This window comes from Roseovarius mucosus DSM 17069, assembly GCF_000768555.3.
Lineage (GTDB): Bacteria > Pseudomonadota > Alphaproteobacteria > Rhodobacterales > Rhodobacteraceae > Roseovarius > Roseovarius mucosus.
This window is the reverse complement of record NZ_KN293975.1, coordinates 256,205-283,000: the sequence shown is the minus strand read 5'-3', so window position 1 is coordinate 283,000 and position 26,796 is coordinate 256,205. Positions and strand designations below refer to the sequence as shown.

General features: G+C 64.3%; 25 protein-coding genes. 7 read left to right on the top strand and 18 right to left on the bottom strand.

Features of this window, described 5'->3' with window-relative positions:
- Positions 1-7 precede the first annotated feature (7 nt).
- The 7 genes from ROSMUC_RS01475 to dtd all read left to right on the top strand — a co-directional run bounded on the left by ROSMUC_RS01475 (position 8) and on the right by dtd (position 6,121).
- Complete coding sequence (locus ROSMUC_RS01475) at positions 8-1,207, top strand: toxic anion resistance protein (RefSeq protein WP_037268768.1); 1,200 nt, start codon at positions 8-10, stop codon at positions 1,205-1,207.
- A 7-nt stretch (positions 1,208-1,214) separates the two neighbouring features.
- Positions 1,215-2,165 (top strand): DUF2927 domain-containing protein, encoded by a 951-nt coding sequence (locus ROSMUC_RS01470; RefSeq protein WP_245875091.1) that lies wholly within the window; start codon positions 1,215-1,217, stop codon positions 2,163-2,165.
- 31 nt (positions 2,166-2,196) lie between these two features.
- Positions 2,197-3,309: an SPFH domain-containing protein gene (locus ROSMUC_RS01465; protein WP_037268766.1), complete on the top strand. Its 1,113-nt coding sequence runs from the start codon at positions 2,197-2,199 to the stop codon at positions 3,307-3,309.
- A gap of 3 nt (positions 3,310-3,312) precedes the next feature.
- Positions 3,313-3,735, top strand: coding sequence for a hypothetical protein (locus ROSMUC_RS01460; protein ID WP_037268764.1), 423 nt, complete (start codon positions 3,313-3,315; stop codon positions 3,733-3,735).
- A gap of 35 nt (positions 3,736-3,770) precedes the next feature.
- Complete coding sequence (locus ROSMUC_RS01455; protein WP_037268762.1) at positions 3,771-4,868, top strand: TFIIB-type zinc ribbon-containing protein; 1,098 nt, start codon at positions 3,771-3,773, stop codon at positions 4,866-4,868.
- A gap of 116 nt (positions 4,869-4,984) precedes the next feature.
- Positions 4,985-5,659 carry a nitroreductase gene (locus ROSMUC_RS01450; protein ID WP_037268760.1) on the top strand — a complete coding sequence of 225 codons (675 nt, stop codon included), beginning with the start codon at positions 4,985-4,987 and terminating at the stop codon, positions 5,657-5,659.
- Positions 5,660-5,683: 24 nt separating this feature from the next.
- A complete protein-coding gene (dtd, locus tag ROSMUC_RS01445; RefSeq protein ID WP_037268757.1) occupies positions 5,684-6,121 on the top strand; it encodes a D-aminoacyl-tRNA deacylase in 438 nt (145 codons plus the stop codon).
- A 136-nt stretch (positions 6,122-6,257) separates the two neighbouring features.
- Here the strand turns inward: dtd and mraY are convergent, their stop codons facing one another.
- The 18 genes from mraY to ROSMUC_RS01355 all read right to left on the bottom strand — a co-directional run bounded on the left by mraY (position 6,258) and on the right by ROSMUC_RS01355 (position 26,795).
- Complete coding sequence (gene mraY / locus ROSMUC_RS01440) at positions 6,258-7,340, bottom strand: phospho-N-acetylmuramoyl-pentapeptide-transferase (protein WP_037268754.1); 1,083 nt, start codon at positions 7,338-7,340, stop codon at positions 6,258-6,260.
- Positions 7,340-8,776 (bottom strand): UDP-N-acetylmuramoylalanyl-D-glutamyl-2,6-diaminopimelate--D-alanyl-D-alanine ligase, encoded by a 1,437-nt coding sequence (locus ROSMUC_RS01435; protein ID WP_037268752.1) that lies wholly within the window; start codon positions 8,774-8,776, stop codon positions 7,340-7,342. Before ROSMUC_RS01435 ends, mraY begins: the two co-directional genes overlap by 1 nt.
- Entirely contained in the window at positions 8,773-10,254 is a 1,482-nt protein-coding gene (locus ROSMUC_RS01430) for a UDP-N-acetylmuramoyl-L-alanyl-D-glutamate--2,6-diaminopimelate ligase (RefSeq protein WP_037268749.1), read from the bottom strand. Before ROSMUC_RS01430 ends, ROSMUC_RS01435 begins: the two co-directional genes overlap by 4 nt.
- Before the next feature lie 19 nt (positions 10,255-10,273).
- The gene (locus ROSMUC_RS01425) at positions 10,274-12,058 is read right to left on the bottom strand and encodes a peptidoglycan D,D-transpeptidase FtsI family protein (protein ID WP_037268746.1); all 1,785 of its coding nucleotides are present in this window, start codon (positions 12,056-12,058) and stop codon (positions 10,274-10,276) included.
- Entirely contained in the window at positions 12,055-12,399 is a 345-nt protein-coding gene (gene ftsL / locus ROSMUC_RS01420; protein WP_206018411.1) for a cell division protein FtsL, read from the bottom strand. Before ftsL ends, ROSMUC_RS01425 begins: the two co-directional genes overlap by 4 nt.
- The gene (gene rsmH, locus ROSMUC_RS01415) at positions 12,399-13,391 is read right to left on the bottom strand and encodes a 16S rRNA (cytosine(1402)-N(4))-methyltransferase RsmH (RefSeq protein WP_037268741.1); all 993 of its coding nucleotides are present in this window, start codon (positions 13,389-13,391) and stop codon (positions 12,399-12,401) included. Before rsmH ends, ftsL begins: the two co-directional genes overlap by 1 nt.
- Before the next feature lie 3 nt (positions 13,392-13,394).
- Positions 13,395-13,898, bottom strand: coding sequence for a division/cell wall cluster transcriptional repressor MraZ (gene mraZ, locus ROSMUC_RS01410; RefSeq protein WP_037268738.1), 504 nt, complete (start codon positions 13,896-13,898; stop codon positions 13,395-13,397).
- A gap of 790 nt (positions 13,899-14,688) precedes the next feature.
- Positions 14,689-15,798: an ABC transporter ATP-binding protein gene (locus ROSMUC_RS01405; protein WP_037268736.1), complete on the bottom strand. Its 1,110-nt coding sequence runs from the start codon at positions 15,796-15,798 to the stop codon at positions 14,689-14,691.
- The gene (locus ROSMUC_RS01400) at positions 15,795-15,977 is read right to left on the bottom strand and encodes a hypothetical protein (protein ID WP_037268732.1); all 183 of its coding nucleotides are present in this window, start codon (positions 15,975-15,977) and stop codon (positions 15,795-15,797) included. Before ROSMUC_RS01400 ends, ROSMUC_RS01405 begins: the two co-directional genes overlap by 4 nt.
- Positions 15,946-16,164 carry a Com family DNA-binding transcriptional regulator gene (locus tag ROSMUC_RS21710; RefSeq protein WP_075571693.1) on the bottom strand — a complete coding sequence of 73 codons (219 nt, stop codon included), beginning with the start codon at positions 16,162-16,164 and terminating at the stop codon, positions 15,946-15,948. Before ROSMUC_RS21710 ends, ROSMUC_RS01400 begins: the two co-directional genes overlap by 32 nt.
- 132 nt (positions 16,165-16,296) lie before the next feature.
- Positions 16,297-16,758, bottom strand: coding sequence for a hypothetical protein (locus tag ROSMUC_RS01390; RefSeq protein ID WP_245875090.1), 462 nt, complete (start codon positions 16,756-16,758; stop codon positions 16,297-16,299).
- Positions 16,755-17,831 carry a pyocin knob domain-containing protein gene (locus ROSMUC_RS01385; protein ID WP_052115219.1) on the bottom strand — a complete coding sequence of 359 codons (1,077 nt, stop codon included), beginning with the start codon at positions 17,829-17,831 and terminating at the stop codon, positions 16,755-16,757. Before ROSMUC_RS01385 ends, ROSMUC_RS01390 begins: the two co-directional genes overlap by 4 nt.
- Before the next feature lie 3 nt (positions 17,832-17,834).
- A complete protein-coding gene (locus ROSMUC_RS01380) occupies positions 17,835-18,029 on the bottom strand; it encodes a tail fiber assembly protein (protein WP_052115218.1) in 195 nt (64 codons plus the stop codon).
- Entirely contained in the window at positions 18,026-22,378 is a 4,353-nt protein-coding gene (locus ROSMUC_RS01375) for a phage tail protein (RefSeq protein WP_037268730.1), read from the bottom strand. Before ROSMUC_RS01375 ends, ROSMUC_RS01380 begins: the two co-directional genes overlap by 4 nt.
- A complete protein-coding gene (locus ROSMUC_RS01370; RefSeq protein ID WP_052115217.1) occupies positions 22,375-22,746 on the bottom strand; it encodes a DUF6950 family protein in 372 nt (123 codons plus the stop codon). The genes ROSMUC_RS01375 and ROSMUC_RS01370 overlap by 4 nt, the downstream gene beginning before the upstream one ends.
- An 8-nt stretch (positions 22,747-22,754) precedes the next feature.
- Complete coding sequence (locus tag ROSMUC_RS01365; protein ID WP_037268725.1) at positions 22,755-23,456, bottom strand: hypothetical protein; 702 nt, start codon at positions 23,454-23,456, stop codon at positions 22,755-22,757.
- Between the two features lies 1 nt (position 23,457).
- A complete protein-coding gene (locus tag ROSMUC_RS01360; protein WP_037268721.1) occupies positions 23,458-24,126 on the bottom strand; it encodes a hypothetical protein in 669 nt (222 codons plus the stop codon).
- Positions 24,126-26,795 carry a phage tail length tape measure family protein gene (locus ROSMUC_RS01355; protein ID WP_037268719.1) on the bottom strand — a complete coding sequence of 890 codons (2,670 nt, stop codon included), beginning with the start codon at positions 26,793-26,795 and terminating at the stop codon, positions 24,126-24,128. The genes ROSMUC_RS01360 and ROSMUC_RS01355 overlap by 1 nt, the downstream gene beginning before the upstream one ends.
- Position 26,796 lies beyond the last annotated feature (1 nt).

The window sequence follows — 26,796 nt, the reverse complement described above, 5'->3', positions numbered from 1 at the left end:
CACACTCATGTCAGAGACCACCCGCCAGAAGGCCGAAGCCGTGCTGAAGGATGTCGAGGCCGTCAGCCGCGCTGTCCTGCCCGAACCCGCCGCTGCCAATGCCATCGTGCCGCTCGAGCAGGCCGATGCACCGCAAGGTGCCGAGATCACCCGCCGCATGGCCGAAATCGACATGGGCGATACGCAATCCATCGTGTCGTTCGGCTCGGCCGCGCAGGCCGAATTGCAGGAAATTTCCCAAGCCATGCTGCAAGGCGTGCGCAACAAGGATGTGGGGCCTGCGGGCGATAGCCTGCGCGGGATCGTCACCACCATTCGCGGCTTTGCAGTGTCCGAGCTTGACGTGCGGCGCGAGCGGTCGTGGTGGGAAAAGCTCTTGGGGCGCGCAGCCCCCTTCGCCAAGTTCACGGCACGCTTCGAGCAGGTGCAGGGCCAGATCGACAAGATCACCGACGACCTCTTGGCGCATGAGCACACGCTCTTGAAAGACATCAAATCGCTCGACATGCTCTACGAGAAAACGCTGGCCTTCTACGACGAGCTTGCCCTCTACATCGCGGCGGGCGAGGCCAAGCTGAAGGATCTCGACACCAACGACATTCCCGCCGCCGAAGCCGCCGTTCAGGCCGCGCCTGAGAATGATCAGGTGATGAAGGCGCAGGAACTGCGCGACCTGCGCGCCGCGCGCGACGATCTGGAGCGGCGGGTGCATGATCTCAAGCTGACCCGCCAGGTGACGATGCAATCCCTGCCCTCGATCCGGCTGGTGCAGGAGAACGACAAGAGCCTTGTGACCAAGATCAACTCGACCCTCGTCAACACCGTGCCGCTCTGGGAAACCCAACTGGCGCAGGCGGTCACGATCCAACGCTCGGCCGAGGCCGCCGCCGCCGTGCGCGATGCCAATGACCTCACCAACGAGCTTTTGACCGCCAATGCCAAGAACCTGCGCGAGAGCAACAAGATGATCCGTCAGGAAATGGAACGCGGCGTGTTCGACATCGAGGCCGTGAAACAGGCCAATGCCGATCTCATCGGCACCATTCAGGAAAGCCTGCAAATCGCAGACGAGGGTAAGGCCAAACGGGCCAAGGCAGAGGAAGACCTGAAAAAGATGGAGGCCGATTTGCGCGACACGCTGGCCTCGGCCAAGGCGCGGCGCGATGGGGTGGGCGACACCGCAGGCACCGCTGTGCCCAAGGGCTAAGCGCGGCATGCGGTCCTATGGGCTGAGATGGGGCATTTTGGGGCTGGCGCTGACGGCGCTGGCCGCTTGCGATATGCCTGCACCGCCCACGTCCTCGGCGCGCCCGACTGAGCGCCCCGTAGCGTCAGCGCCAGCGCCCTCCGGCCCCTCGGCCAATAGTCTGGCCTTGGCCAGCTATTACGAGCGGGTCGAATCCGATCTTCTCAGTCGCGGCCTCTTGCGCCGCGATGGCGGTGGGCCGGACACGCCCTATACCGACACCGACATTCTGCGTAATTTCGAGCGTATCGCCTTTTATGACGAGTACCAGCAGGGTGCAGGCTATCGCCCCTCCTCGGGGCGGGCCGGGGGCCTGCGGAAATGGGTGGGGCCAGTTCGGATCAACACCGAATTCGGCGCCTCTGTGCCAGAGGCACAGCGCGCCGAGGATCGCCGTCTGGTCGCCGATTATGCCGCGCGGCTGGCGCGTGTCACCCGCCACCCGATCACCACTGGCGGAGGGGCGTCCAATTTCCACGTTCTCTTCATGGGTGAAGATGACCGCGATACCATGCTGGCACGTATCCGTCAGCTTGCCCCCGAGGCGGGACCGAACACCATTGCCATTTTCCGCGACATGCCACGCACCATCCATTGCCTCGTGGTGGCCTTCTCAGGCCAGGGCGAGGATCACGTCTATCGTCGCGCGATTGCGCTCATCCGGGCCGAACACCCGCCCCTCATGCGGCAATCCTGCGTGCATGAGGAACTGGCGCAGGGGCTGGGGCTGGCTGACGATTTCCCCGGCGCGCGCCCGTCGATCTTCAACGATGACGATGAATTCGCCCTGCTGACCAGCCATGATGAAGAGCTTTTGTGGCTGCTCTATCATCCCGATCTCAAGCCCGGCATGACCCCCGACGAGGCCCGCCCCATCCTGCGCCGCCTGCTCGATGCGCGGCAGGGCGGGCCGGTCTGATCCTCGACTTTCCGATTAAAGGAGTATCCCGATGCCCATCTTCGATTTCCTCTCCGGCCAGTTCATCGACGTCATTCACTGGACCGACGACACACGCGACACGATGGTCTGGCGGTTCGAGCGCGAGGGCCACGAGATCAAATACGGCGCCAAGCTGACGGTGCGCGAGGGGCAGGCGGCGGTTTTTGTCCATGAGGGGCAATTGGCCGATGTCTTTACCCCCGGTCTCTACATGCTCGAGACCAACAACATGCCCCTGATGACCAGCCTTCAACATTGGGATCACGGCTTTAAATCGCCCTTCAAATCCGAGATCTACTTTGTCGCGACGACGCGGTTCAACGATCTGAAATGGGGTACCAAGAATCCGATCATGCTGCGTGATCCGGAATTTGGCCCAACCCGCATCCGCGCCTTTGGCACCTACACGGTACGGGTGGCAGATGCTGCGAAATTCCTGAGCGAGATCGTCGGCACCGATGGCGAATTCACCATGGACGAGATCAGCTTTCAAATCCGCAACATCATCGTGCAAGCGTTTTCGCGCATCATCGCGGGCAGCGGTATCCCGGTGCTAGACATGGCCGCCAATACCGCCGACCTAGGCAAACTGGTGGCGGGTGAGATTTCCGCCGTGGTGGCGGAATATGGCCTTAGCATCCCCGAGTTCTACATCGAGAATATCTCGCTCCCGCCCGAGGTCGAGGCGGCGCTCGACAAGCGCACCTCGATGGGGATCGCGGGCGATCTGGGCCGGTTTACCCAGTATTCCGCCGCAGAGGCGATGACCGCTGCTGCCAAGAACCCGAGCGGCGGCGCGGGCATCGGTGCCGGATTGGGCATGGGGATGGGTATGGCCATGGCGCAGCAGATGGCGGATCAGGGGCCATGGGGCGCGCGCCCTGCCCCTGCCCCGCAGAGCCCGCCGCCGCCGCCCGTCGAGCATGTCTGGCACATTGCCGAAAACGGTCAGACCCACGGCCCCTATTCCAAGGCCTCTCTTGGTCGCATGGTGACGGAGGGCAAGCTGACCCGCGACAGCTTTGTCTGGACCGCCGGGCAGGACGGCTGGAAACGGGCCGAAGATGTGACAGAGCTGGCCACGCTCTTTACAGTAATGCCGCCGCCACCGCCGGGTGCGTGACCCATGCGCCGGAGCCTGACGATCACGCTGCACTGGCTGAACCTGATGTTGCTGCTGTTCGTGTTGGGCGATGGCGGGGCGACAGTCTGGTTATCGTTGGTCTATGCAGTCTCGGCGCTGGTCATGTGCGCGCTGGCACTGGTCTTTGGTCTGATGAACGGACCGGGGCCTAAACTGACAGGGGCCGTGCGCGCGCTGCATCCGTGGTTGCACCGCGCGCTCTATCTGCTTTTGGCATGGGGGGCCCTCGCACTGGCGGCAGAGGCGCTCGGTCATGCCCTGCCCGGCCCAGAGGCGCGAAAACTGCTCTTGGCGCTCTTGGCGGCCTCTGCGCTGCACGCCACTTTCAACCTTTGGCGGCACACAGCCTTGGGGGATGGGGCGCTGCGCCGCATCACCCCACGTGCCGTGCATCAAATCCTGTGAGCCAAATGCAGAATTCCCCGCCCCCCGCCCCTGTCATGACCGAAACCCAGCATCGTTTTCCTTGTGTCAGTTGCGGGGCCGATTACCGCTATGATCCGGGCAAGAACCACCTCATCTGCGATCATTGCGGCGATGTTCACGCCATCGTTGCAGGTGGTCCGTGGCAAGGCGGGATCAAGGAGTTGGACTTTGAGCGCGCCCTGCGCGATCAACTGCCCGCGCAAGAGTTGGAAGAGATCCGCAGCACCACCTGCACAAGCTGCGGCGCGCAGGTGGACCTGGGCAGCGATACCCATGCCGCCGAATGCCCGTTCTGCGCCTCGCCGGTCGTGACCGATACCGGCGCACAACGCCATATCAAGCCGCGCGCGCTGCTGCCCTTCGCGCTGGACGAGGCCACAGCGCGCAAGGCGATGACCGACTGGCTGGGGCGGCTGTGGTTTGCGCCGAACGGGCTCAAGGACTATGCCCGCAAGGGGCGGCGGATGCAGGGCATCTACGTGCCCTATTGGACCTTTGACGCCGACACGAAATCCACCTATCGGGGCGCGCGCGGCACGACCTATTACGTCACCCAAACTGTGATCCGCGATGGCAAGCGCCAGACCGTGCAGGTGCCCAAGATCCGCTGGACCCCGGCCGCAGGTCGGGTGGCGCGCTTTTTCGACGATGTGCTGGTGCTGGCGTCGAATTCCCTGCCCAAGCGATTTACCGACGCTCTCGAACCCTGGGATCTGGCCGCACTGGTGCCCTATAGCCCCGAATACCTCGCGGGGTTCCGCGCCGAGGGTTACAATCTTGAACTCGAACACGGATTTGTCGAGGCACGCAGCCGGATGGATGCGATCATCGCCCGCGATGTACGTTTTGACATCGGCGGCGACCGTCAACAAATCCACGAGATCAACACCGAAGTCCGCGATGTCACCTTCAAGCACATCCTGCTGCCTGTCTGGCTTGCAGCCTATAAATACCGGGGCGAGACCTATCGCTTTGTGGTCAATGGCCGCACAGGCCGGGTGCAGGGCGAGCGTCCGTGGTCGGTCTGGAAAATCGCGTTTGCCGTGCTCATCGGCGCGTTGATCGCCGGGGCGATCGGCTATGTCGTGGCGCTGGAGCAGGGTGTGGTGTAAGGCACAGGCGGCGGAAAACCGCCGGGCGGGGCATGGATAAGCCGCAAAACTCCCCCTATGATCATCGGTCAAGGCCATGGGCCTGATGGATCAAGGCCGGGCAAGGACATCACGGAATGACGGATAATTTTGTAACTTTGCAGGGGCTCTTGCAGGCCCGCCATTCCTGCCGTGCCTTTCGGCCTGATCCTGTGCCAGAGGAAACAATTCGCCAGATCGTCCATGCCGCAGGCCGAGCGCCATCCTGGTGCAATGCCCAGCCCTGGCGCGTGACCGTGACGCGGGGGGATGAAACCGCGCGGTTTCGCGACGCCCTGCTCGCCGCGGTGCAGAATGAGCGCCCCGGCCCGGATCTGCCCTGGCCCGAGAGCTATCCCGGGGCCCATGGTGCCCGCCGCCGCGAATGCGGCCTGCAACTATATGAGGCGGCGGGTATCGCGCGCAACGACCGCGCCGGACGGGCCGAGCAATCCATGCGGAACTATCACCTCTTCGACGCGCCGCATGTGGCAATCGTGCATTCCGAGGCGGCCCTTGGCCCTTATGGCGCGATGGATTGCGGCGGGTTCATCACCGCCTTCATGCTGGCCGCGACGGCCTTGGGCGTGGGCACCATCGCGCAAGCCTCTGTTGCGGCCTATGCACCGATGATCCGCGCGCATTTCGACCTGCCCGAGAGCCGGTTGATCCTCTGCGCCATTTCCTTTGGCCTGCCCGATACGGACCACCCCGCCAACAGCTTTCGCACCAGCCGGGCGGGGTTGGACGAGGTTCTTGATCTGCGCGGCTAAGCGCAACGATGTTTGGAGGGTTTCATGCGCGCGCTATTGCAACGTGTCTCTGAGGCTTCTGTCGCCGTCGATGGCGAGGTCATCGGTCAATGCGGGCGAGGCCTCTTGATCCTTGTCTGCGCCATGCAGGGCGATGCCGAAGCGGATGCAGAGCGGCTGGCGGCCAAGATTGCCAAGCTGCGCATCTTCCCAGACGAGGCGGGCAAGATGAACCGCTGTCTGACCGACATAGGTGGGAGCGCATTGGTCATCAGCCAGTTCACGCTGGCCGCCGATACCTCGCGCGGCAATCGTCCCGGGTTTTCAACGGCGGCAGACCCCGAGACCGGCAAGCGGCTCTATGACTATTTCGCAGGGAAGATCGCAGGGTTGGGGATTGCCACTGAAAAGGGCCGGTTCGGAGCAGATATGAAAGTATCGCTCGTCAATGACGGGCCGGTTACGATCTGGATGGAGGGCTGAGGCCTTCCACCTTGGGGCGTGTTGCGCTCAACCGAGAACAGACCCGTCCCGGGCTTGACCCGGGACCTCGCTGAAGTAGGCGGAGACCCCGGCTCGGGGGCCGGAGTGAGGTGACTCCGATCAGACGCAACGCGCTTTAGCGCAATTTCAGCGTCGCCAATCCGATCATGGCCAGAATGAGCGCGATGATCCAGAAACGGATCACGATCTGCGGCTCGGCCCAGCCCTTTTTCTCGTAATGGTGGTGGATCGGGGCCATCAGGAACACCCGCTTGCCGGTGCGCTTGAAATAGAGCACCTGAATGATGACCGAGAGCGCCTCGACCACAAAGAGGCCGCCCACGATGCCCAGCACCAGCTCGTGCTTGGTGGCGACCGCAATCGCCCCCAGCGCACCACCCAAGGCCAAAGACCCGGTATCGCCCATGAAGACCGCCGCAGGCGGAGCGTTATACCACAGAAACCCCAGACCACCGCCGACAAGCCCCGCGACAAAGATCAGGATCTCGCCCGTGCCCGGCACATAATGCAGCCCCAGATACTCGGTGAAATCGACGCGGCCCACCGTATAGGCGATCACGCCCAGCGCCGCCGAGGCGATCATCACCGGCATGATGGCCAGCCCATCGAGACCATCGGTCAGGTTGACCGCATTGGCGGCGCCCACAATCACGAACATCGCAAAGGGGATAAAGAAAAAGCCGAGGTTGATCAGCACATCCTTGAACACCGGCAGAGCCAGTTGATATTGCAACTCTGCCGGATGATGCAGTCCGGCCCAATAGGCCGCAATGAGCGCGATGAGAAACCCAAGGCCCAGCCGCACACGGCTTGAGACGCCCTTGACGTTCTGCTTGCTGACCTTCGCGTAATCGTCAGCAAAGCCGATGAGGGCAAAGGACAGCGTCACGAAAAGCACGAGCCAGACATAAGGATTGTCGAGGCGCGCCCAGAGCAGGGTCGAAGTGACAAGCGCACCCACAATCAAGAGCCCGCCCATGGTGGGCGTGCCCGCCTTGGAAAAATGTCCCTCGGGGCCATCGCTGCGGATGGGCTGCCCTTTGCCCTGCCGCTTGCGCAGGACCATGATCAAGGGCGCGCCGAACAGAAAGCCAAAGATCAGCGCCGTCATGAAGGCCCCGCCGGCACGAAAGGTGATGTAGCGGAAGAGATTGAAGAAATCCCCACCATCCGACCAGATGGTCAACCAATAGAGCATCAGACTTGTCCTTCTTCTGTCACCCGGCCCACGCGCCGGAGCGCGTCGACCACAAGGCTCACCCGGCTGCCCTTGGAACCCTTTACCAATACCACATCGCCTGCGTCGATCAGCCGGTGCGCCTGCGCGGCCAGCTCTTCGGCGCTGGCCACCCAACGGCCACGCCGCGCCTCGGGCAAAATATCCCACAGGGCGCGCATCCGAGGGCCGACGCAATGAATTTCGTCGATCCGCGCCATGTAGGGCAGATCGGCAAGCCCGGCGTGCATTGCGGCCTCATCCGGCCCAAGTTCCAGCATATCACCCAAAATGGCGATCCGGCGCCCGCGCGAAACACGGCCCACACCGTCGCGCGGATGCGCTGCGGCCAACACTTCGAGGGCCGCGGCCATAGATGTCGGATTCGCGTTGAACGCATCGTCGATGAGGTCAATGCTCATCCCGTCGCTGGCCAGATCCAGCACCAGCTCCTCGCGTGTGCCGCGCCCGGCAGGTGGGGCCCAACTGGCCAGATCGGCCATGGCCACGGCCCGGTCACAGCCCAGAACCTGCGCCACCGCCAGAACCGCCAGCGCGTTCATCGCGAAATGCCGCCCCGGAACGCCGACCTTATAAACAAGCGGAGAACGCCAGGCGCGGGCGCGGGCCACGGTGACGTGATCATGCAGTTCAACATCGAGCAGGCGGTGATGCGCGCCGCGCGCGGTGCCAAAGCTGAGGACGCGCGCCGCATGTTGCATGGCCTTGGCGCGCAAAATGGATGTTGTCGAAATATCCGCGTTGATCAGCGCCACACCGCCCGGCTCCAGCCCTTCAAAGATGCTGGCCTTTTCTCGGGCAATGCCTTCGATATCTTCGAACGCCTCGAGATGCGCCGCCGCGACCGTTGTCACAATCGCCACATGGGGCCGCGCCATACGTGCCAAAGGTGCAATCTCGCCGGGGTGGTTCATGCCGATTTCGATCACCGCGAATTGCGTGTCCACCGGCATCCGCGCGAGCGTGAGCGGCACACCCCAGTGATTGTTGTAACTGGCCTCGGCGGCATGGGTGCGGCCTTGATGGCCCAGCACGTCGCGCAGCATTTCCTTGGTCGAGGTCTTGCCGACCGATCCGGTCACGGCCACGACGCGGGCCTGTGACCGCGCGCGCGCCGCACGGCCCAGATCCTCAAGGCCCTTTTGGACGTCAGCGACGATCAAGAGCGGGGCATCGACGGGCAGCCCCTCGGGGATACGAGACACAAGCGCCGCGGCCGCCCCTTTGGCCAAGGCCTGCGCCACAAACTCATGCCCATCGCGCGCAGCACTGAGCGCCACGAAAAGATCTCCGGGTTTGAGCGTGCGGGTATCAATCGACACGCCCGTGGCCTGCCAATCGCCTGTCACGCGGCCCTGCGTGGCCGCTGCCGCCTCTTGTGCCGACCAAAGGCTCATACCCGCCCCCCATCGAGCAGCGTCACCGCGATGCTCGCCTGTTCCGCATCATCAAAGGGCAGCACGTCATCGCCGACGACCTGCCCTGTCTCATGCCCCTTGCCGCAAATGAGCAGCGCATCGCCCGGCCCCAGCGCATCGACGCCGCGCAGGATCGCCTCGGCGCGGTCGCCCACCTCGGTGGCCTTGGGACAGCCCTGCATCACGGCGGCACGGATGCTGGCCGGGTTTTCGGAGCGCGGGTTGTCGTCCGTCACGATCACCCGGTCAGCATGGGCCGCCGCGGCCTGCCCCATCAAGGGCCGCTTGGCGCGGTCGCGGTCGCCGCCTGCGCCCACGATGGCAATAAGCCGTCCCATGACATGCGGGCGCAGCGCCTTGATCGCAGTGGCCACCGCATCCGGGGTATGAGCATAGTCAACAAAGACAGCCGCGCCATTGTCACGGGTTGCGGCCAGTTGCATGCGCCCGCGCACCGTCCGCATCTCCGGCAGCACCTCGAACACCCGTTCGGCATCGGCACCCGCCCCGATCACCAGCCCCGCCGCAAGCAGCACGTTTTCCGCCTGAAATCCGCCGATGAGATCGAGGCGCAATTGATTGACATCATCCTCCCATTCAAAGCGCAGCACTTGGCCTGTGGCGTCAAACCGTTGCGCGATGAGGCGCAGATCAGCCCCCGGCGCACGCCCGACGGTGATCAGATCCTGCCCGCGCTCGGTGGCGATAGACGCCATCTCGGCCCCGCGCGGGTCGTCGATATTGATGACGGCGACCCCGTCCTCGGGCAGGACGCGCGCGAAAAGCCCCGCCTTGGCCGCGAAATATTCGTCAAAGCTGGCGTGATAATCGAGATGATCCTGCGTGAAATTGGTGAATCCTGCCGCCATCAGATGCACACCATCCAGCCGCCGTTGTGCCAGACCATGAGAGGAGGCCTCCATCGCGCCATGGGTGACGCCCGCCAGTTCGCATTTGGCCAGCATCCGGTGCAGGGTGATCGGCTCTGGTGTGGTGTGGCCCAGCGGCGCGCTATAGGCCCCCTCGACCCCGGTCGTGCCCAGATTGACCGCCGAGAAACCCAGCCGCTCCCAGATCTGCCGGGTAAAGGTGGTCACGGATGTCTTGCCATTGGTGCCGGTCACCGCGACCATGGTTTCAGGCTGCGCGCCGAACCAGAGAGCTGCGGCGAAGGCCAGCGTCTGACGCGGATCTTCGGCAACCACAAGGGCGGCATCGCTGAGGCTGAGGAAATCCTGTGCCAGCCGAGCGCCGGTGGCGTCGGTCAGGATCGCCCCCGCCCCTTGGCGCAACGCGTATTGGATGAACTCCGCGCCATGCACCTTGGTGCCCGGCAGCGCGGCAAAGAGAAAACCCGGCTTCACCTCGCGGCTGTCCACCGCCAACCCCGTGATATTGGCCTGACGCCCACCTTGGGCGGTCAGTCCCAAAGCCGCCAATGTCTTGATCTGCCCCACCGCACTGCCCCGTTCCGGCCTAATTCGATGTCAGGCTTATAGCAGCAAGCGGGCGGGGTTCAATCTCGGGTCTGAGACCCAAAAGCGGGGCGACGCGACGGATGATTTCAGCGGCCACGGGAACGGCGGTCCAGCCTGCGGTGCGGCGGGCCTCGCTGCCCGATGTCTCAACCGGCTCATCGAGCGTGACCACCAGCACGTATTTCGGGTCATGCGCCGGAAAGATGCTGGCAAAGGTCGAGATGACCTTGTCCTTGTAATAACCGCCACCACGCTCCTTGGGTTTATCGGCAGTGCCGGTCTTGCCGCCCACCGCATAGCCCGGCACTTCGCCGAGGCTTGCCGTGCCTTCGGTCACGACATGGCGCAGCATCTCACGCATCGCGGCAGAGGTCTTTTCGGTGATGATCCGCTCGCCGGGGGTGCGGGTCGGGTCGTGCAACAACGTGGGCGTTACCCGCCGTCCACCATTGGCAATCGTTGCATATCCCGCCGCCAGATGCATCGGGCTGACCGAGAGGCCATGACCATAGGAAATCGTCATGGTGGACAACTCGGACCAGTTCTTTGGCAAGAGCGGTGTGCTGCCAGAGGCTTCGGCGATTTCCAGATGCACGGGGGACATGAACCCCAAGCTTTCAAGGAACTCGCGCTGCCTTGCTGCTCCGATTTCAAGCGCAATGCGCGCTGTGCCGACGTTGGAGGATTTGACGATCACCTTGGTCGCACTCAGTTCCGGGCCGTAGTTCTTGAAATCGCGGATGCGAAATTTGCCCCATTGCATCGGGCTTTTGGTGTTGATCATGGTCTCGGGGTTGATCAGCCCCAGCTCAAGCGCCTGCGCCACGGGAAAGATTTTGAAGGTGCTGCCCAATTCATAGACACCCTGCACCGCGCGATTGAACAGCGGGCTGTCGCTGGGGCTGCCGGAGGTGGGCAGCGCGGGGCGGTCGTTGGGGTCGAAATCGGGGAGAGAGGCCACGGCCACCACCTCGCCGGTATGGGCGTCCATCAGGATGCCCGCCGCCCCCTTGGCATTCATGATCTTCATGCCGCCAAAGAGCACCCGTTCCATCGCCGCCTGCACGCTGAGGTCGAGCGAGAGCCGCAAGGGTTCATGCGCCTGCGCCGGGTCGCGCAGCCGCGCGTCCTGATGCCGCTCAATGCCTGCCACGCCGACGAGTTCGGCGGCATGCACCCCCTCGCGGCCAAAACTGGTTCCGCCCAATACATGCGCGGCCAGCCGCCCGTTGGGATAGAGCCGCATTTCGCGCGGACCAAAGAGCAAGCCCGGCTCGCCGATATCATGCACCGCCTGCTTCTGCTCGGGGCTGAGTTTTTTCTTGATCCACAGGAATTTGCGCGTGCCAGTGAAATCCTTGATCAGCCGCGCGCGGTCGAGATCTGGGAAAATTTCGACCAGCTTGTCGGCGGCATGTTCGGGGTCGATCATCTGTTGGGGTTGCGCATAGAGACTATGCGTGTCGAAATTGGTGGCCAGGATGCGCCCCTCGCGATCCACGATATCGGCCCGCTGCGCAAAGATTTGCGCGCCCGCGACGCTGGTCGTGGGCTCGCTCGGTTCGGTGCCAGCCAGAACCGCCATACGACCGCCAACAATCGAGAAGGCCACAAAGAACACCCCCGCCAACACCAAAAGCCGCCCCTCGGCGCGCCGACGGGCGCGGTCGCGCATTTCCTCATGCCGCAGGCGGATGTTCTCACGCTCGATGGCGTCGGGATTCTCGCCCCGGTTACGCGCGTCAAGAATGCGAGCCAGAGGGCGCAGCGGAGTGCGGATCATGGGAACTGCTCCATGTTGGACACGTCAACGGGGTTTGTGATCGGCAATTCAGCCGGCTTGGGGAACGAGACCTGATCCACGCGGCCGAATTGATAGGGTTGCAGGGGCAATAGGCCCAGCTTGTCATAGTTCAGTTCAACGAGGTCCATCAGGCGGTCAGGGCGGTTGAGATAGGCCCATTCCGCATTGAGCACCCGCAGGCGCGCACGCGCCTCGCCGATGGCGGTTTGCAGGGCTTGCGCCTTGGCCTGCGCCTCTTGCGTGCGGTAATTCTCGCGGTAGGCCCAAAAAGCCAGACCGATCACGGAAAGCGCGGTCAGAACATAGAGAATGCTGCGCATCATTTCGCTCCCTTCAACATCGGCACACCCAGAGCACTGCGCTCGCTGCGCCCTGCGGGGGCATCGGTACGCGTGGCAACGCGCAACCGGGCCGACCGGGCGCGCGGATTTACGGCCAGTTCCTCGTCATCGGGACCGATGGCCTTGCGCGATTTGAGGGTGAATTGCGGTGCGTCGCGGGTGATTTCCGGGGCATGGCGGCTACCGGTGCCGCCCCCGCCCGACCGCGCCGTCAGAAATCGCTTGACGATCCGATCCTCGATGGAATGAAAGGTCACGACCGCCAGTTGCCCGCCGGATTTCAGCGCGCGCTCGGCGGCCTCAAGCCCTGCGATCAGCGCGCCATATTCGTCATTCACGGCGATGCGGATCGCCTGAAAACTGCGGGTGGCGGCATGCGCCTGCCCCGGCTTGGAGCGCGGCAAGCAGCGTTCGATCAGCCCCGCCAGATGAAGCGTTGTCTCGATCGGGGCCTGCTCGCGTGCCTTGACGATAGCACGGGCGATCCGCCTGCTCGCGCGTTCCTCACCAAAGAGATAGAGGATGTCCGCCAGGTCGGATTCCTCGGCGGTGTTCACCAGATCGGCCGCACTTTGGCCCTCCTGGCTCATGCGCATGTCGAGCGGGCCGTCCTTCATGAAGGAAAAGCCGCGCTCGGCCTGATCAAGCTGCATCGAGGACACGCCCAGATCGAGCACGACGCCATCAAGATCGGTGGCATAGTCATCCATCTGCGCGAAATTGCCCAAGACAAGGCGCAGACGCGCGCCATACTCCGCCCCCCAATTGCGCGCCATTTCATGCGCCAACGGGTCGCGATCCACGCCGATGACCTGATCCGCGCCAGCCTCGAGCAGCGCGCGAGCGTAGCCCCCCGCCCCCAGAGTGCCATCCAGCCACACCCCCTGCACGGGTGCGACGGCGGCAATCAGCGGGCGCAAGAGAACAGGAATATGCGGGGCGTTCGGTGTCGGGGCGGCGGCAGCGGCCATGGGTCAGACCCCGTCCGGATTGTCGAGCAGGATCAACGGGTCAAAGTCATCGGGGAACTCGTCAAGCCATTCCTCGGTCTTGGACAGCTCCTCGGTCTCGTAGGTTTCGGGCTTCCAGATCTGGAAGGTATCGCCTGCGGCGATAAAGAACGCCTCATCCTCAAGCTCGATCTTCTTGCGCAGCTTGGCGGGCAGCACCAGACGCCCGGTCTCGTCGACCGAGGTGGGAAAGCTCTGACCGTGAAAAAGGCGTTGCAGATGTTTGCGCGCATTCGAGCCACGCGGCAGGGCCGCGATCTTGGCATCCACCTCCTGCATCGCCTCGATGGTGTAGCATTCCAGATAGCGACGCCGGTGGTCGCCATAAACGATGATCAGTTCCGGATTGAGACCGTCGGTCCAGTTCGGGTCCGAAGCCTCGATCACACGGCGAAACAGGGCCGGGATTGATACCCTGCCCTTTCCATCCACCTTGTGGAGGCTCTCGCCTCTGAAAATCCGGCCCACTGTCCCGTTGGTCCCTATGTCTGCCCCAGATTGAAAACGAACCCCTGAGACACGAAACGGCGGGTTGATCTGCTGCCACTGATCAACCCGCCGCCCTCGTCCCGCTTGAGCGGGGTGTCCGACTGCGCGCGCCACCTGGGGGGATGTCTGCTCGCTCGCGCGCCGGATCTCTTTGTTCGATGAAAGCGGGGGCCTGTATGAAACCTGACTTGGGAATTTTTGGGGTCTTGATGCCCCTCTTTTATCCCGTCCTCATCGTGTTCTCTTGATACACTGGGAAATTGTCCCATGGCAACGATTTTTTACGAGATCAGCACATGATATTGTTTTGAAGCACCTGAAAAAACAACATTCTGTGCCAAATCTCGTCAGCTTGATACCTCATTTTGTATTTATACCAACTTATATCACAAAATGTGTGAGATATGAAATCTTCAGCGTTATCCCACGATTTCCCAGAAATTCTGGCATCTCTGATCGAAACCACCGCTTTTTCCCATAATCGACACGACAAACGGCCAAATCCCGGCGGCAATTTCTTGCCTTATGCCCGTTGTGATTCGCGGAATCCAGCTCATTTCACCGGAAAATCTTGATCTGTCCCATCCATTCCCATGAGCACGCATTGAAACGGCCTTGAAACGACAGAACCCCGCCACTTGGGCGGGGTGTAGCGTGACAGCGAAGTTTGCAGTGAATTACAGTGAAGTTTACAGCAACGCGTTTTTAGCGGACAGCCCCGCCACGCGCATTTGAAGGGGGCATTTAACGCCCCCTTCACCTCCCCCATTCACTCGACATACCGAAACCCCTGCACGGCGCGGAAATGGCCGCCGTAGCCGGTCCCGGCGGGCTTGAGCCCTCTGCGTGCCCGGGCGGCGGCGAGGGTCTTCATGCTGCGCTCCTTGGACTCGGCATAGAGGATGGCCGAGACCTGCGCCCAGAGGGGATCGCGGCGGAGCGCTGCCGCGAGGCCGGGGTGCGAGGTGTGAAAGAGCATCGGCATGGGCTTCTCGTAGCGGTTCACGCCGCGCCTCCAGAGGGCGCAGACCTCGTTGAGAAAGCGCAGGCCCAGCCCCGCGCCCTGCCACTCGGGCATGACGACGAGGCGACAGGCGCGGCCCTCGACCAGCCCCGGCCGGGTCGAGACGGCGAGATGCGCCACCGGCGCGCCGTCGACGAAGCCGACGTAATAATTGGCCGCGATCATGCGGGGCAGCTTCAGGTAGTGATGCGGCTCAAAGGCGGGCCAGAAGGAGCCGTCCGTCTGGTGAATGTCCATGGCAATGCGCGGTGCCCGTCGAAGACGCCTCCAGCGAAACTCCGCCCGCCGGGTGTCGATCACCCAATCGGGCTGCAGCCAGGACACCACGTCCTCGTGACAGGTGACGGCGACGAACTGGCCGGTGCCGCGCCGCCACGCCTTGGCAAAGGCGGCGGCCCCGATCTGGGCCACGCGCCGGTCAATGGTCGAGGTGAACTCGTCGAGAATTGCAAAGCCCGGCCGCTCGGCCAGAATGCGCGCGAGCTCAGCGCGGAACTGCTCGCCGGTGGAAAGGTGACGAAAGGGGCGCAGCCAGCTCGGCACCGTGCCAAGGCCCACGGCGGAGAGGGCGGCCGCAACGGCATCGAATTCGCCCTCGGGATCAATTGCGTCGATCAGCGCGCCCTCGGGCCATGGGCGTGGGTCAAGTTCAGCGCCGAAGGCCGCGCGGGCGAGCGAGGATTTCCCGCTGCCCGAGGGGCCGACGATGAGGCCGATCTGCCAGGGCCTAGCCAAGAGATCGGCCTCGACCTCGAGGCGGAAATCCGCGTCACCCTCGACGTTGAAGAGGCTGGAGACCCGGGCCGCACGGTACGTGTCCGGGATGGGGCTGGCGTGGTGAATGGCGAGCTTCATGTCACTACCACGCGGCATTTGAAGCCCTGACGGCGCAGGCGGCCGAAGGCATCCATTTGGGCGGCCTCGTCCTCAAGGAGGACAATGACGCCATATTGCCGCCGGTAGCGGATGCCCTTGGGCAGGCCCGGCGCACCGGGCGGCAGGTCAGGTTTCGGGAGTGTGGTCGATCTGGCCAAGGTTGGCTCCTTCTCTTAGCGCATCGCGCTTTGGGGGAAGGGCTCTTGGCCTCGGTGTGTTCATGGCCCGGCATCTTGGGCATTTGATCGAGATGCCGGATATCCGCGCGCCTCTCTCGTATTTAAATAGCAAACGGCCGCATGCGCAGCAACGCAGTTCTAGACCTTCCAAATCGAATCGCCTCATAAAGTCGCCGCCCCTTTGGGGCAGGGAGCGGCCATGAGGCTTACCTGGTCGGCGGGGTTCATGTTTGGCGACCTGGCCCCGCGTCCCCGGGCGTGCCCTCCAGCACGCTCGGGGCCTCCTGTGGTTTTGGGATCAGAAGCGCGCGGCGAGGCCCGCGACGCCCTCTGGCACCTCGGGCCAGACCGGGTCGGTGCCGGACAGGATTGCGCGGCGGCATTCAGCCTGCATCGCCGCGACCCAAGCCTTCCAGCGTTGGGCCAATTCCAGATCGCCCTCGATCAGACCGGACGCGGCCAGAGCGTCCGCGCGCGGGGTACCGTCCAGCACGGCCGCCATAAACACGATCCCGGCTTGGGCGATGTTCATCTGGGTGGTCTCGGAGCCAACGGCGAGGATGCGCGCGCGGCACTCGGCCTTGATCGCGGTGGCGCGTACCGCGCGCTGCTCATCGGCAATTTCTGCCGGTGTGGGCAACGGTGGATTTGCTGCCGCCAAAGCCTCGGCCTCAGTGGCGTCAGGCTTCGTGAAAACCTTTTCGCCATCAATCATCCAGCTGCCCGGCGCGAGTTGTTCGATTTGTGGAATTTCGGTCATAGGAATGTCACCCTGTATTTGCGCGATGCGCCTCCGCGGTTCTCGATTTGCAGTTGCCCGGATGTTTTCGGGGCAACGGTTGTGCGCCCGTCCGTCCCGGACGTGCCAGTGAGCGTGGTACTGGTGACGCTGAACGATGTGCCGGAATAAACAGAGAACCCTGCGGGGCTTGGACCGGCATCCAGCATGACAACGCCGCAATTCACATTTTGGACGTCGCCGTTCGAGGCCAACGAGGTTTGAATTATGGCCATGGCAGAGGTGCGACTGCCGGGCAAATCCACTACGCCGACGGCATCGTCTGCAACTGTGATTTCCTCCACCGAAACGAACCCGTTGAGCGTTGACGCCGTAACGAACTCGTCCCACGGTTGCCACACGCCGCTCGCGGGCGGGGCTTCCGAAACATACCGGGTGGCAATCTTCCCGCTGTTGTGCTCAATGGCGATCTGGGCAACGCGCGAGGCGTTCGGGGACAGCACAAGCACGGTGCCGCCATTCACAAAGGGGCGGTTCAGCGCGCTCAGGCCGTAGCTATACCAGCCGTTCAATAGGGCGGCATTCAAATCCGTAACGCTGGTCAAGACGGTTGCCCCAAGCCCGAACGCGCCGACGGCCAAGAGACGCCCCGCCGTGGCGTCGGTCGGGTTGGCCTGCTCAATCGCAGCCCGTGCCAAGAGCGCCCGCGCGGCGACAGTCAGGTCAGCCACTGCCAACGTGCCCGCGCCGGTGAAATACGCCATCTTGTTCGAGGCCCCCTCCAGCCCCGCAAACGATGATAAATTGCCCGAGCCTAGCGCCGAGATGATCTCGTTCAGCGCCGCGAGCGACCGCTCGCCTTCGTCGATGAGGCGGATCGAGTAGTTGGCCGCCGCCTGCCCCGCGCCTGGCCACGCGCGCGCCAGCGTGATCGAGGTGGCGCTGTTGACCGAGGCAATCTCGACCGTCAGACCAGCCGCGCGGAAATCGTCGCCGGGCAGGATGCCGCCCGCGATCCAGTTGGTGCCCACGCCCATGACGGTCGTGCTGCCGTTGCTGACCGAGATCGTCCCTGTGTTATAGGTCGTTGTCATGTCTTACTCCTGCTGATCTGGCCGCGCGGGCCACTCGATTTGATCGGGGCCCGTCACCCCGTTTGTCACGTCGCGCAGCGCCTGCCGATAGGATGCCCATGCCGCCCGCGCCTCCGAGCCAAGCGGCGCGTCGGGAAGCTGCGTCCAGTCTGATGCGGCGAGCAGTTGGTTTCGGATGTTGCGAATGCCCTGCATCATGTCATCTCCGCGATTGACTTCTCTTCGGTCCAGATTTCGGTGCCGGTGTTGATCGTAACGGCCGAGATGCCTGCGCCATTGGCCGCAACGCGGGCCTCGAGCGTGTAGGTGGTGCTGGTTGACCCCACCGTCGTGCGCTGCTTGATCCCGAAGAATTCCGAGGCCACCTCACCCGGGCGCACGTCGCGCTTGAGTGGCGGCACGCCGGACATGAGCACGCCGTCGCGCAGGATGCGGTATTCCAGGACGTTCCCCGCCGCCGCGCTGGAGCCTTCGATCTGCATCCGGCAAAACAGGATCATGTGCCGCTCGGACGCGCGCGATTTGTGGCTGGCAACGTGGGTCAGGACGGTGCTATACGCCGTGCCCAAACCCCCGGTATTGATCGAGCGCCGCGTGTTGCTGATCTTGCCCACCGCGTCGAGGCCGATCACCTCCTCGGTCACGGTCAGCCGCTCGACGATTACATCCTGCGCGAAAATCTTGGTCGCGAGGAAATCCCCCGTGACCTCGACATTGCCGTCGAGGCGCAAATAGTTCCCTAACCAGCGCCCGGTGACGGTAGCCCCTTCCTCTATGCCGTCAGCCACGCTGACCACTTCAAACACGTTGGCACCGTTGAGACGCACGACGTGGCCTGCTGAAATCCCGTTCGCGGTCGCCTCGGCGAAAGCCGTAGCTTCGGCCATTGCTGCCAGATCGCCGTATTTGACCGAGACGATCTGATTGATAGCCCCGACCGCTTCCGCCTCCGTAACGCGGGTGGCCTCGACCGTCGAGACGCGCGCCAGAACACCGGTCTCGGGCGTGTTGAGTGCGCTCTCAACCGTCGAGGTGCGCGTGGCGAGGGCCGTCACCGCGCCGCCGACGTTTGTTACTTCCGTCGCCAGAACCTGCAATGCGTCCGCGGTGGCCAGCCCCGGAATGGCCGACTGCACCAGCGTCACGGCCTCGGCCACGATCTTGATCTGATCGTCGGTCAGCTCGATCTTGCTGTTGAGGTCTTGGCTGGCACGCGACAAGAGGTCTTGCGCCGCAATATTGCCAAGGATCGACCGAGCCGCCAATTGAGCCGCCCGATCCCCGGCCAGCTTGATCCGCGAGCGCACCGCCCGCGTAGAATTGGACTGCACCCGCTCGCCGCCCTCCAGCTGCTCGGTGCGCAGGGTCAGGGTATCCACGGCGTCGCCTATTAGGCCGATGCCGGTCTCGGCATCGTCTACCCTGCCGCTCAGCGCCGTGGTCGCGTCGGTCAGCGTCGAGAGGCCCGTTTCGGTGTCTGTCACACGGGCCGTGGTCGCGTCCAGCGCCTCGGCGGTGCCGGTGGCCCGCCCGTCCAGGTCGGCCAATTCAGCCCCAAGCGCCTCGATAGCATCAGCCTGTGCCAGCCCCTGCGAGATCCGCGCGCTGCGCTCTGCGGCCAAATCCGCGCTCGATGCGCCGGGGGCCGGACGGCCGACGGCCAGCCAGTCGATCTCGACGCCTGCGGGCAGGTCGAGCCGCACCCGGTCCACTATGCCAGACCACGCCAGGTCGACCGTGAGCAGCGCCACATCGTCGGCCCATTCCGGCTCTCCAACGGTCACACGGCGCGTGGCGTCAAAGCTTTGGCCCCCGGCTGCCCACCAGAATTGCGCGGCCCATGCAGGCGCGCCGCTGCGGCGCAACCGGGCGCGCAACTGCCGATAGGTCTGCGTGGGGATCGCGAGGCCGGCGGGCGACACGGCACCGCTGCCCGTAGCGGGGGCGAGCCAGCCGTCGGCGGTGACTGTGGGCGCGTTGGAGACGCCAGTCCAGCCCTCGACGGTTGTGTCCCAATGCCAGATCACGGCATGGTCGAACTGTGTGACCGTGCCCACGGAGAGGAGCGCGATCTGATTGGCCAGCGCCCCGTCGCCATCAATCCGCGCCTGATCAATCGTCTGCGCCAGCGCCGCGATATCGGCGGTCGTGGTTTCGAGCGTTTGCACCGATTGCGCGATCTGCAACTGCCCGTCGGCCACAACGGTCAGCGCCGCAGCCGCCTCGGCGCGCGCACCTTCGACCTCGGCCACCAGCGTGGTGCGCACCTCATCGCGCGCCAGAAAATCCCGCGCCGTGGCCTCGAGCGCCAGCTGCGCCGCAGATTTGATCCGCTCCCGCGCAGCCCGGATACCGCCCGCGACGGCCAGCGCGTCCGCCGCTCGCGCCTGCGCCTCGGCCAGCAGCGATCCGTCCAACCGTTCGACATGCGGCGTGCCGGGAATATCATCGGGGCCAATCGGGGCGATCACCTGCTCGATGCGGTTCAACAGGTCAGCCACGCTCGGCGGAATGCCGTCCTCCCCAAGGCGCGCCTGTGTCACCGCAAAGGCCGCGTCGAACTGGTCGCGCAGGGCGTCGCTGAGGTCGGATTGCGTCAACCGCAGATCCGGCGTGGTCACGCTGAGCCACGGCGTCCATGCGGTCGGCGCATCCGCCACGTAGCGCGCCTGCGCCTCCATTTCCGTGTTTGCCAGATGGGTGTCCAAAGGTACAAGTTTACGCGCATCAGAGACCGAGGCGGTCCCCTCTGCGACGATCTCTTGCGTGGCCTTCACGCGTACTTGGTATTTCAGGTTGCGGATCGCGGGCAGGCTTTCAATCATCCAGGTCAGCAGGATTGCCGGGCGGCGCGCATTGCCTGCCCCATCCGACAGATCGAACGCCGCGACGGACAAGGGCACCACCAGAGGCGCGGGCGGCGTTTGCCCGTTGGTCGGCAGAGGGGCTGCGACTTCAAGCTCCGGCTTGATCGCAACGTCGCCCGCTTCGCGCTCGCGCACGGTCACGACCTGCAAGAGCGTGTCGGTGCGGTCCTCGACCTCGATCACCTCAAACACTTTGCTGGTGTAACCAAAGGCCTCGGAGGTGAAGCTGATGGAATCCAGCGGCTCGACCAGGGCAAAGGACGGCGGCAATGTCATCTGGTGGGTCCGAAACCGCCGCCCGTCCTGCAGATAGGCGTTCAAGAGTTGCTGCGCCTGCGCCTTGACGCTCACGGCTGGCAAGCCAAGGCTCGAGACGCGCTGACGGCCATCCTCGGCCACCCAATCCTCATTGAGGATCAGATCGGCATCCCGGCCTTCCCAAATGTCGTTCGGCTCGACATAGGTGCCGGTGATGCCGTTGGTCACGGTGTCGAACGCCGGGAACGGTGTCAGCACTGAGCCTTCCGTGATTACGAAATCCGCGTCGGTAACATGCAGGACCGGGGCGGCGGGCGCACCCACGCGCACCCGGAACACGCCGCCAAACTCGCTCATCTGGGCAAAGCTGGCGCGGTTCATTTCCTCGATCACATCGACGGGTTCCATTTCCTCGACGTTGATCTCGAACCCGGCCACGTATTGCTTGCGATCCCCCACGAGCACGTCGCACTCGTTCATCGCGGCGAACCAGTTATCAAGCGGCAAATCCTCTGCATCGACCCGCCCGCCCCAGATGTCGCCGGTGGGCACGGTGATACCGCGCAGGATGTTGTAATTGATCACTTGCGGGTTGTCGGTCCATTCCCACGTGGTCGGATCATCCCAGCGATGCGGCCCGGAGCCGCCCACGGTCGTATCCTTGCGCGGGTCGTAGAGCTTGATGCCCTTCACCTCGAAACGCACTGAGGGCAGGCCCTGATAGATCTCGGGATCAAGCGCGAACTCCAGCACAGCATAGGCCGTGCCGTGCAAGACGTGGTCGGTTGTCCAGGGGCGATCAACGTGGTGTTCGTAATAGCGCACCAGAGGCTCGGCGGCGTTGGTCTGGGTGCCGTCATAGAACCAGAGCCACGCGGTTGGATCGGTGTCGTCCTGCCGGAACGCTGTCAGGATGCGGCGGCCAGACCCGGTAAACACTTCATTGAACGGACCCGAACTATCGGCGGGCGCTTCGATGTCGGAGTATTTCCCGTTGATAACGATCCGCCCGGTCAGGCCGGTGACGGGGACATTCGAGACCTCAAGAATGTAGGTCAGGATGCCGTTGTTCTTGAACCGGGAATAGGCGGGTGCGACCGCGTGACCCTCGACGGCGTAGGTGCCCACCACGAACTTGGCGGCCGTCACATCGCCGGTTGTGGTCTGCTCTGTCTGGATGCCCTGGCCGTTCACCTTCGGCTTCTTGGCGAAGGCTTGGCTCAGCAGCGACAGGCCCGCGCCGACGATGATCCGCGTCGCAAAAGCCCCGAGCGCGCCGAACCCGGCCGCAATTGCAGCAAAGGTGCCAGCTCCCGCGCTTGATGCGGCAAGAGCGATGGCAATGGCAGACGAAATCGGCTCGGCCAAAGCTCCGCTGGGTGCTCCGATGAAGGCCGCGAGGATCGCAAAGAAGAGGATCATATCTGGAAGGCCCTCTCCGCTTTGAGGCGGGACAGATGCCCCAGCCCGTCAGGCCGCAGCACGAACACGCGGTCACTGGCAAAGATGCCCATGGCGCTGCCCTCGCACACCGCCAGATCGCCCACCTGTGCCACGGCGGGCGGGATCTCCGGGAAGAGGCTCGCGATGTAATCGACATGGCTGGCAAAGCCGTCTTGGGCCATCACGCGGGTGAGGCCTGCCATGCTGCGATAGCGCCCGCGCCACCGCTCACCGTGATCGACGCCCGTCGCCACCTTCACCCATCCGGCCACATACATGCCGCAGTCGTGCGAGCCGGGCCGAAACCGCTTGGCCCGCACGGCGTCGAGATAATCGATCAGTTGCATTGCCCGGCTCATCCGCGATTGTCTCCGCTGCCCGAAAAGCCGCCTGTGCGGTCATCTGCTGTTGGCGTGGCAGGCACGGTTGCCGTCGGCGGCGGTGTGCCGTTCTGCGACTTGCCAGCTCCCCAGAACACCGGCACTGCACCGGAGACGGCCGCATATTCCCGGCCCCGATCCGCCGGGTTGATGCGCCGTTGTGCGGAGTCCGATTTCTTGAGGGCCACGGTGCGGGTCAGGGCGCGAGCGGCGCTGGCCACGGTCATTTCGATTTCGGCGCTCTGGCCCTCCGCCGCGCGCGGCAAGGGCATCTCCTCGACTGACCCCTTGATCACGCGCACGGGCTGGCCCACCTGCACAGCCTTGACCGGATCGAAGAACACGCGATGCACCTCAACGGGTGCACCAAGCAGATGATAGGTGTTCAACAGGTTCAGAACCGTGGCCGGGATGCCCGAAAAACGGATCGTGTGCATGCGCACGTTCAAACCCACCTCGCCCCGGATCGGGTCAAGCCCCAGCAGCGCCCCGGCAGCGGCATAGCTGCGCACCTCTGCGCCCACCGTGAACTGGCGCACATCGAGGCCATTCCAAAACCCTGCCGCCTCGATCAGTCCGGTGTCGCGTCGCCGAGGCCGGACCCAGACCAGATGCCGGGTAATGACGCCGGTGAGGCTGGCGAGCATGGTCTCAGTGGCGGTGCCGTAGTCGCGCATCTCAGACCCCCACGATCTGCACGAAAGAAAACTGCGCGCCTTCGGCCCTGCCAGAGCGATGCGCGCCGTAGGCCGGATTTGGTTCAAGCCGCGCCTTGATCACGGGCTTGATCAGCGTCACGGGGTCCCCGACGATAATGCCGGGCTGGATGGGCGGCGTCACCTGAAGCCAGTCGGTCGTGCCGAGCGGGCCCGACTGAATATCGCTTACAACCCGGTGCAGGGCGTAGCGGGTGGGGCTGCTGCCATATTGCCAGCCAATGAAATCGCCACCGCGCAGCCAGTATTGGCCCGGCAGGCCTTGCAGCTTGACCATCCGGGCATCGCTTGCGTCGAGCTGCGCAATCGTCGGCGTGGCCGCGCCCAGGATCGTCCCGGCCGGATCATCCGCCGGGTGCGTCTTGACCGGATCATAGACGAGAAACGATGCGCCCGGGGTGTTGAGCACGGACAAGAGCGCGTCGATCCGGGCCGCGTCCGAGCGGTTGTTGGTGGGGGGAAGAGAAAACGATCCGCGCCAGTTGCTTTCGCCTGTCTGGGCAGGGAGTGGCACACCGCCCGCCGTGCGGTCGATCTGCATGGGCGTGTTGATATAAAATTCCGAGACCGAGATTTTCAACCTGGCCTGAAACTCCGCGAATGAAAGCGGGAATGCGAGCGGGTCTGCCATTAGCCGCGCCTCTTGGGGTCTTTGTTGATCCGGTCGACGGCCTGCGGCAGGCCGTCGCGCATGAATTGCTTTATGCCCATCGTCGTGACTTCAATTGCCATGTCGCGCGCGCGCTCTTCGATCACAGCGTGGAAAAGCTCGGATGGCTCGATCCGCAGGCGCGTGACGCCATTGCCCTGCGCGCCTGCGCCGCCCGCCGCCCCGGCGGTACTCCCAGCCTGCGCGGGCAAAGGCAGGCCGCCCCCGGCAAAGCCCGGGATGATGGCGCCTGCGTTCATGGCCTCGAGCACCGCGCGGTTGCGGGCTGTGGCCTCGGCCGTCATGATGAATTCCCCGGCACTCACGAAAGCCGGGATCTTGTCGCCTCGGCCGGTGCCCGTGCCCAAAAGGAGGCCGGGGCGGGTCACGCGCGGATCGCCGCCGCTGGCAAAGCCGGGCAGGCCTCCGTCCGCGAAGGACAGGAGTGAGCCGCCCGAGAACAGACCAAAGAGGTCGCCAAGCCCGCCGCCAATGCCGCTGACCAGGCCGCCCAGGATGCCGCTGCCGCCAAAGAGACCGCCCAGAGGCCCGGAGCCAAGGATCAGCGCCTCCTTGGCCGCGCGGATGATCATGTCGCCGATCCCGCTCCAGACGTCGCGCAGGCTTTCGGCCTCGAGCAGGACGTCGCCCACCGCGTCGCGAAACTCCTCCTTGCGCTCCATGGCGGCAGTTTCTTCGATTTCCGCCTCTATTTTTGCCTCTATCGCCTCGCGCTGGCCCTCGGTCGCGAACTTGAGCCGGTCACGCAAGCGGATCATTTCCCGCTGCACAGGGTCGGTCTCGCGCAGCGCGTCGATCTCGCGCTGCTTGGAGGCAATCAAGCGGTCGATATTCTCGCGCTCTTTCTCAATCTCATTTGCCGAAGACGCCCGCGACCCTCCCCGCGACCCGTTGCGCGCGGGGCGGGCCAACTCGTTGAGGCGGGCGGTCTCGCGAGCGAGGTCAACCACGGCCTCCCGGCGCGCGTTGAGGGCGTCGACCGTTGCCAGATCACCGCTGGCCTCACCCCTTATGACGGCGGTTTCCCGGTCGAACCGCGCCCCTGCCAAGGCCCCGGCGCGGCCAATAGGATCGTCGCGGAACTCTGCCCGGATGCGGGCGTTCTCCAGCCCCACTTCGCCTTGGGACTGCAGGTCAGCTACCGCGTCGACTGCGCCGCGCACTTCGGCCGCAAGGCGCGAGGCCTCGTCGGCGGCCGCGCGGATGCCGCCGGAAATGTCGCTCGTGGCGATCTCGAATGCGGCTTGTGCCGCCTCGCGCAGGGCGTCTTTGGTCTCCACGCTTGCGTCCGAGGCATCGGCCTCCGCAAGTGCCGCATTGAGGGCGAACTGGGCGCGCAGGCGTGTCACGGCGGCGCTGTCCTCGCCATGCTGTGCGATGGCCTCTGCAATCGCATTCTGCTCAAGCATCGTCGAGAGCATGGCTTGCGCCGCCGCCTCGGCCTTGAGCTGCTCGCCGGTGGCCTTGGTCACCAGTTCGAGGAAGGCAAGCATTTCCTCATTCTGGCGGTTTTGCGCGGGGTCTTGTTTCTGAAGCTCGATGACGCGGGCGAGCTCAATTTGCTGCTGGCGGAGGAGCAGAAGCTGCGCGTCTTCTTGCGCGTTTCGGTTGCCAGAGGCCACTGCCAGCGCGTCGTAGCTTTCAATGACAGCCGTCAGCGCCGCCAGCTGTTCCTCCAAGGTGCCGGACGCGGCCTCGCTGAGCGTCGCAAGGTCATTGATGAACTCCTGCACAAGCTGGCGATTTCCGGCACGAAGTCGCCCCAAAAGGCCCTCCGTCAATTCGAACTGGCGGGCGACGTCGAATTGCAGCCCGTCGGTTGCCAGTTCAAATCCCGTGGCCGCAGCCGGGTTCTGGTTGCGCGCCGCAAGTGCGGCACCGACATCAACGCCGCTCTCCGCGATAAAACTGTTGATACTCGCTGTGGCCTCGCGCTGCGCCATCCGCTTTTCGGCCTCGACGATCCGGTCGAGGATGTCCTGCGCGCGCTCGACGAAACCTTCACCAAACCGCTCGGCCAGTTCGAGCCGGGTGGCGGAGGCCTCGGCGATCTTGTCCTTGAGGCTGTCGATCCGGGTCTCCAGTGCCTCGACCGTATCGGCAAAGCTCTCGCCCTCTTCAGACGCGGAGGTGAACCAATTGACCACGGCCGCCGTTGCCGCCAGTGCGCCGATGGTGATCAGATTGATCGGGCTCAGCATCGACAGGACCGCGCCGCCCAAAGCCCGGAACGCGCCTGCGGCCCCGAGGGGGCCGATGACCTGGGTGATCTGGGTGCCCTGCTGAACGGCAAGCGTCAGCGGGTTCTGCCCGGCGATGAGCATTTGCACGACGTCATTGCCCTGCGCCACCAGGTTGCCCATCGAGCCTGCGGCGAGGCGGTTGGCCGAGGCCACTTTCTGGGTCGCCGCCGCGTTCACCTCGGCGGCGCTGCTGGCGGCGGTCAGGCCGGTTGCCGAGGTCCGGGCGGCAGTCCCAAGCTGGCCCACACCGCGCGCGGCAGCCGCACCTTGGGTGCCCACGCCGCGAATGTCCTGGGCCGCCCCTTTGGCGGCGGTGCCCGTGGCCTGCAGCTCTGCCTTCGCCTGGTCGGCGTCCATGAGGATCTCGGCCCGTGCGACCAATGTCATG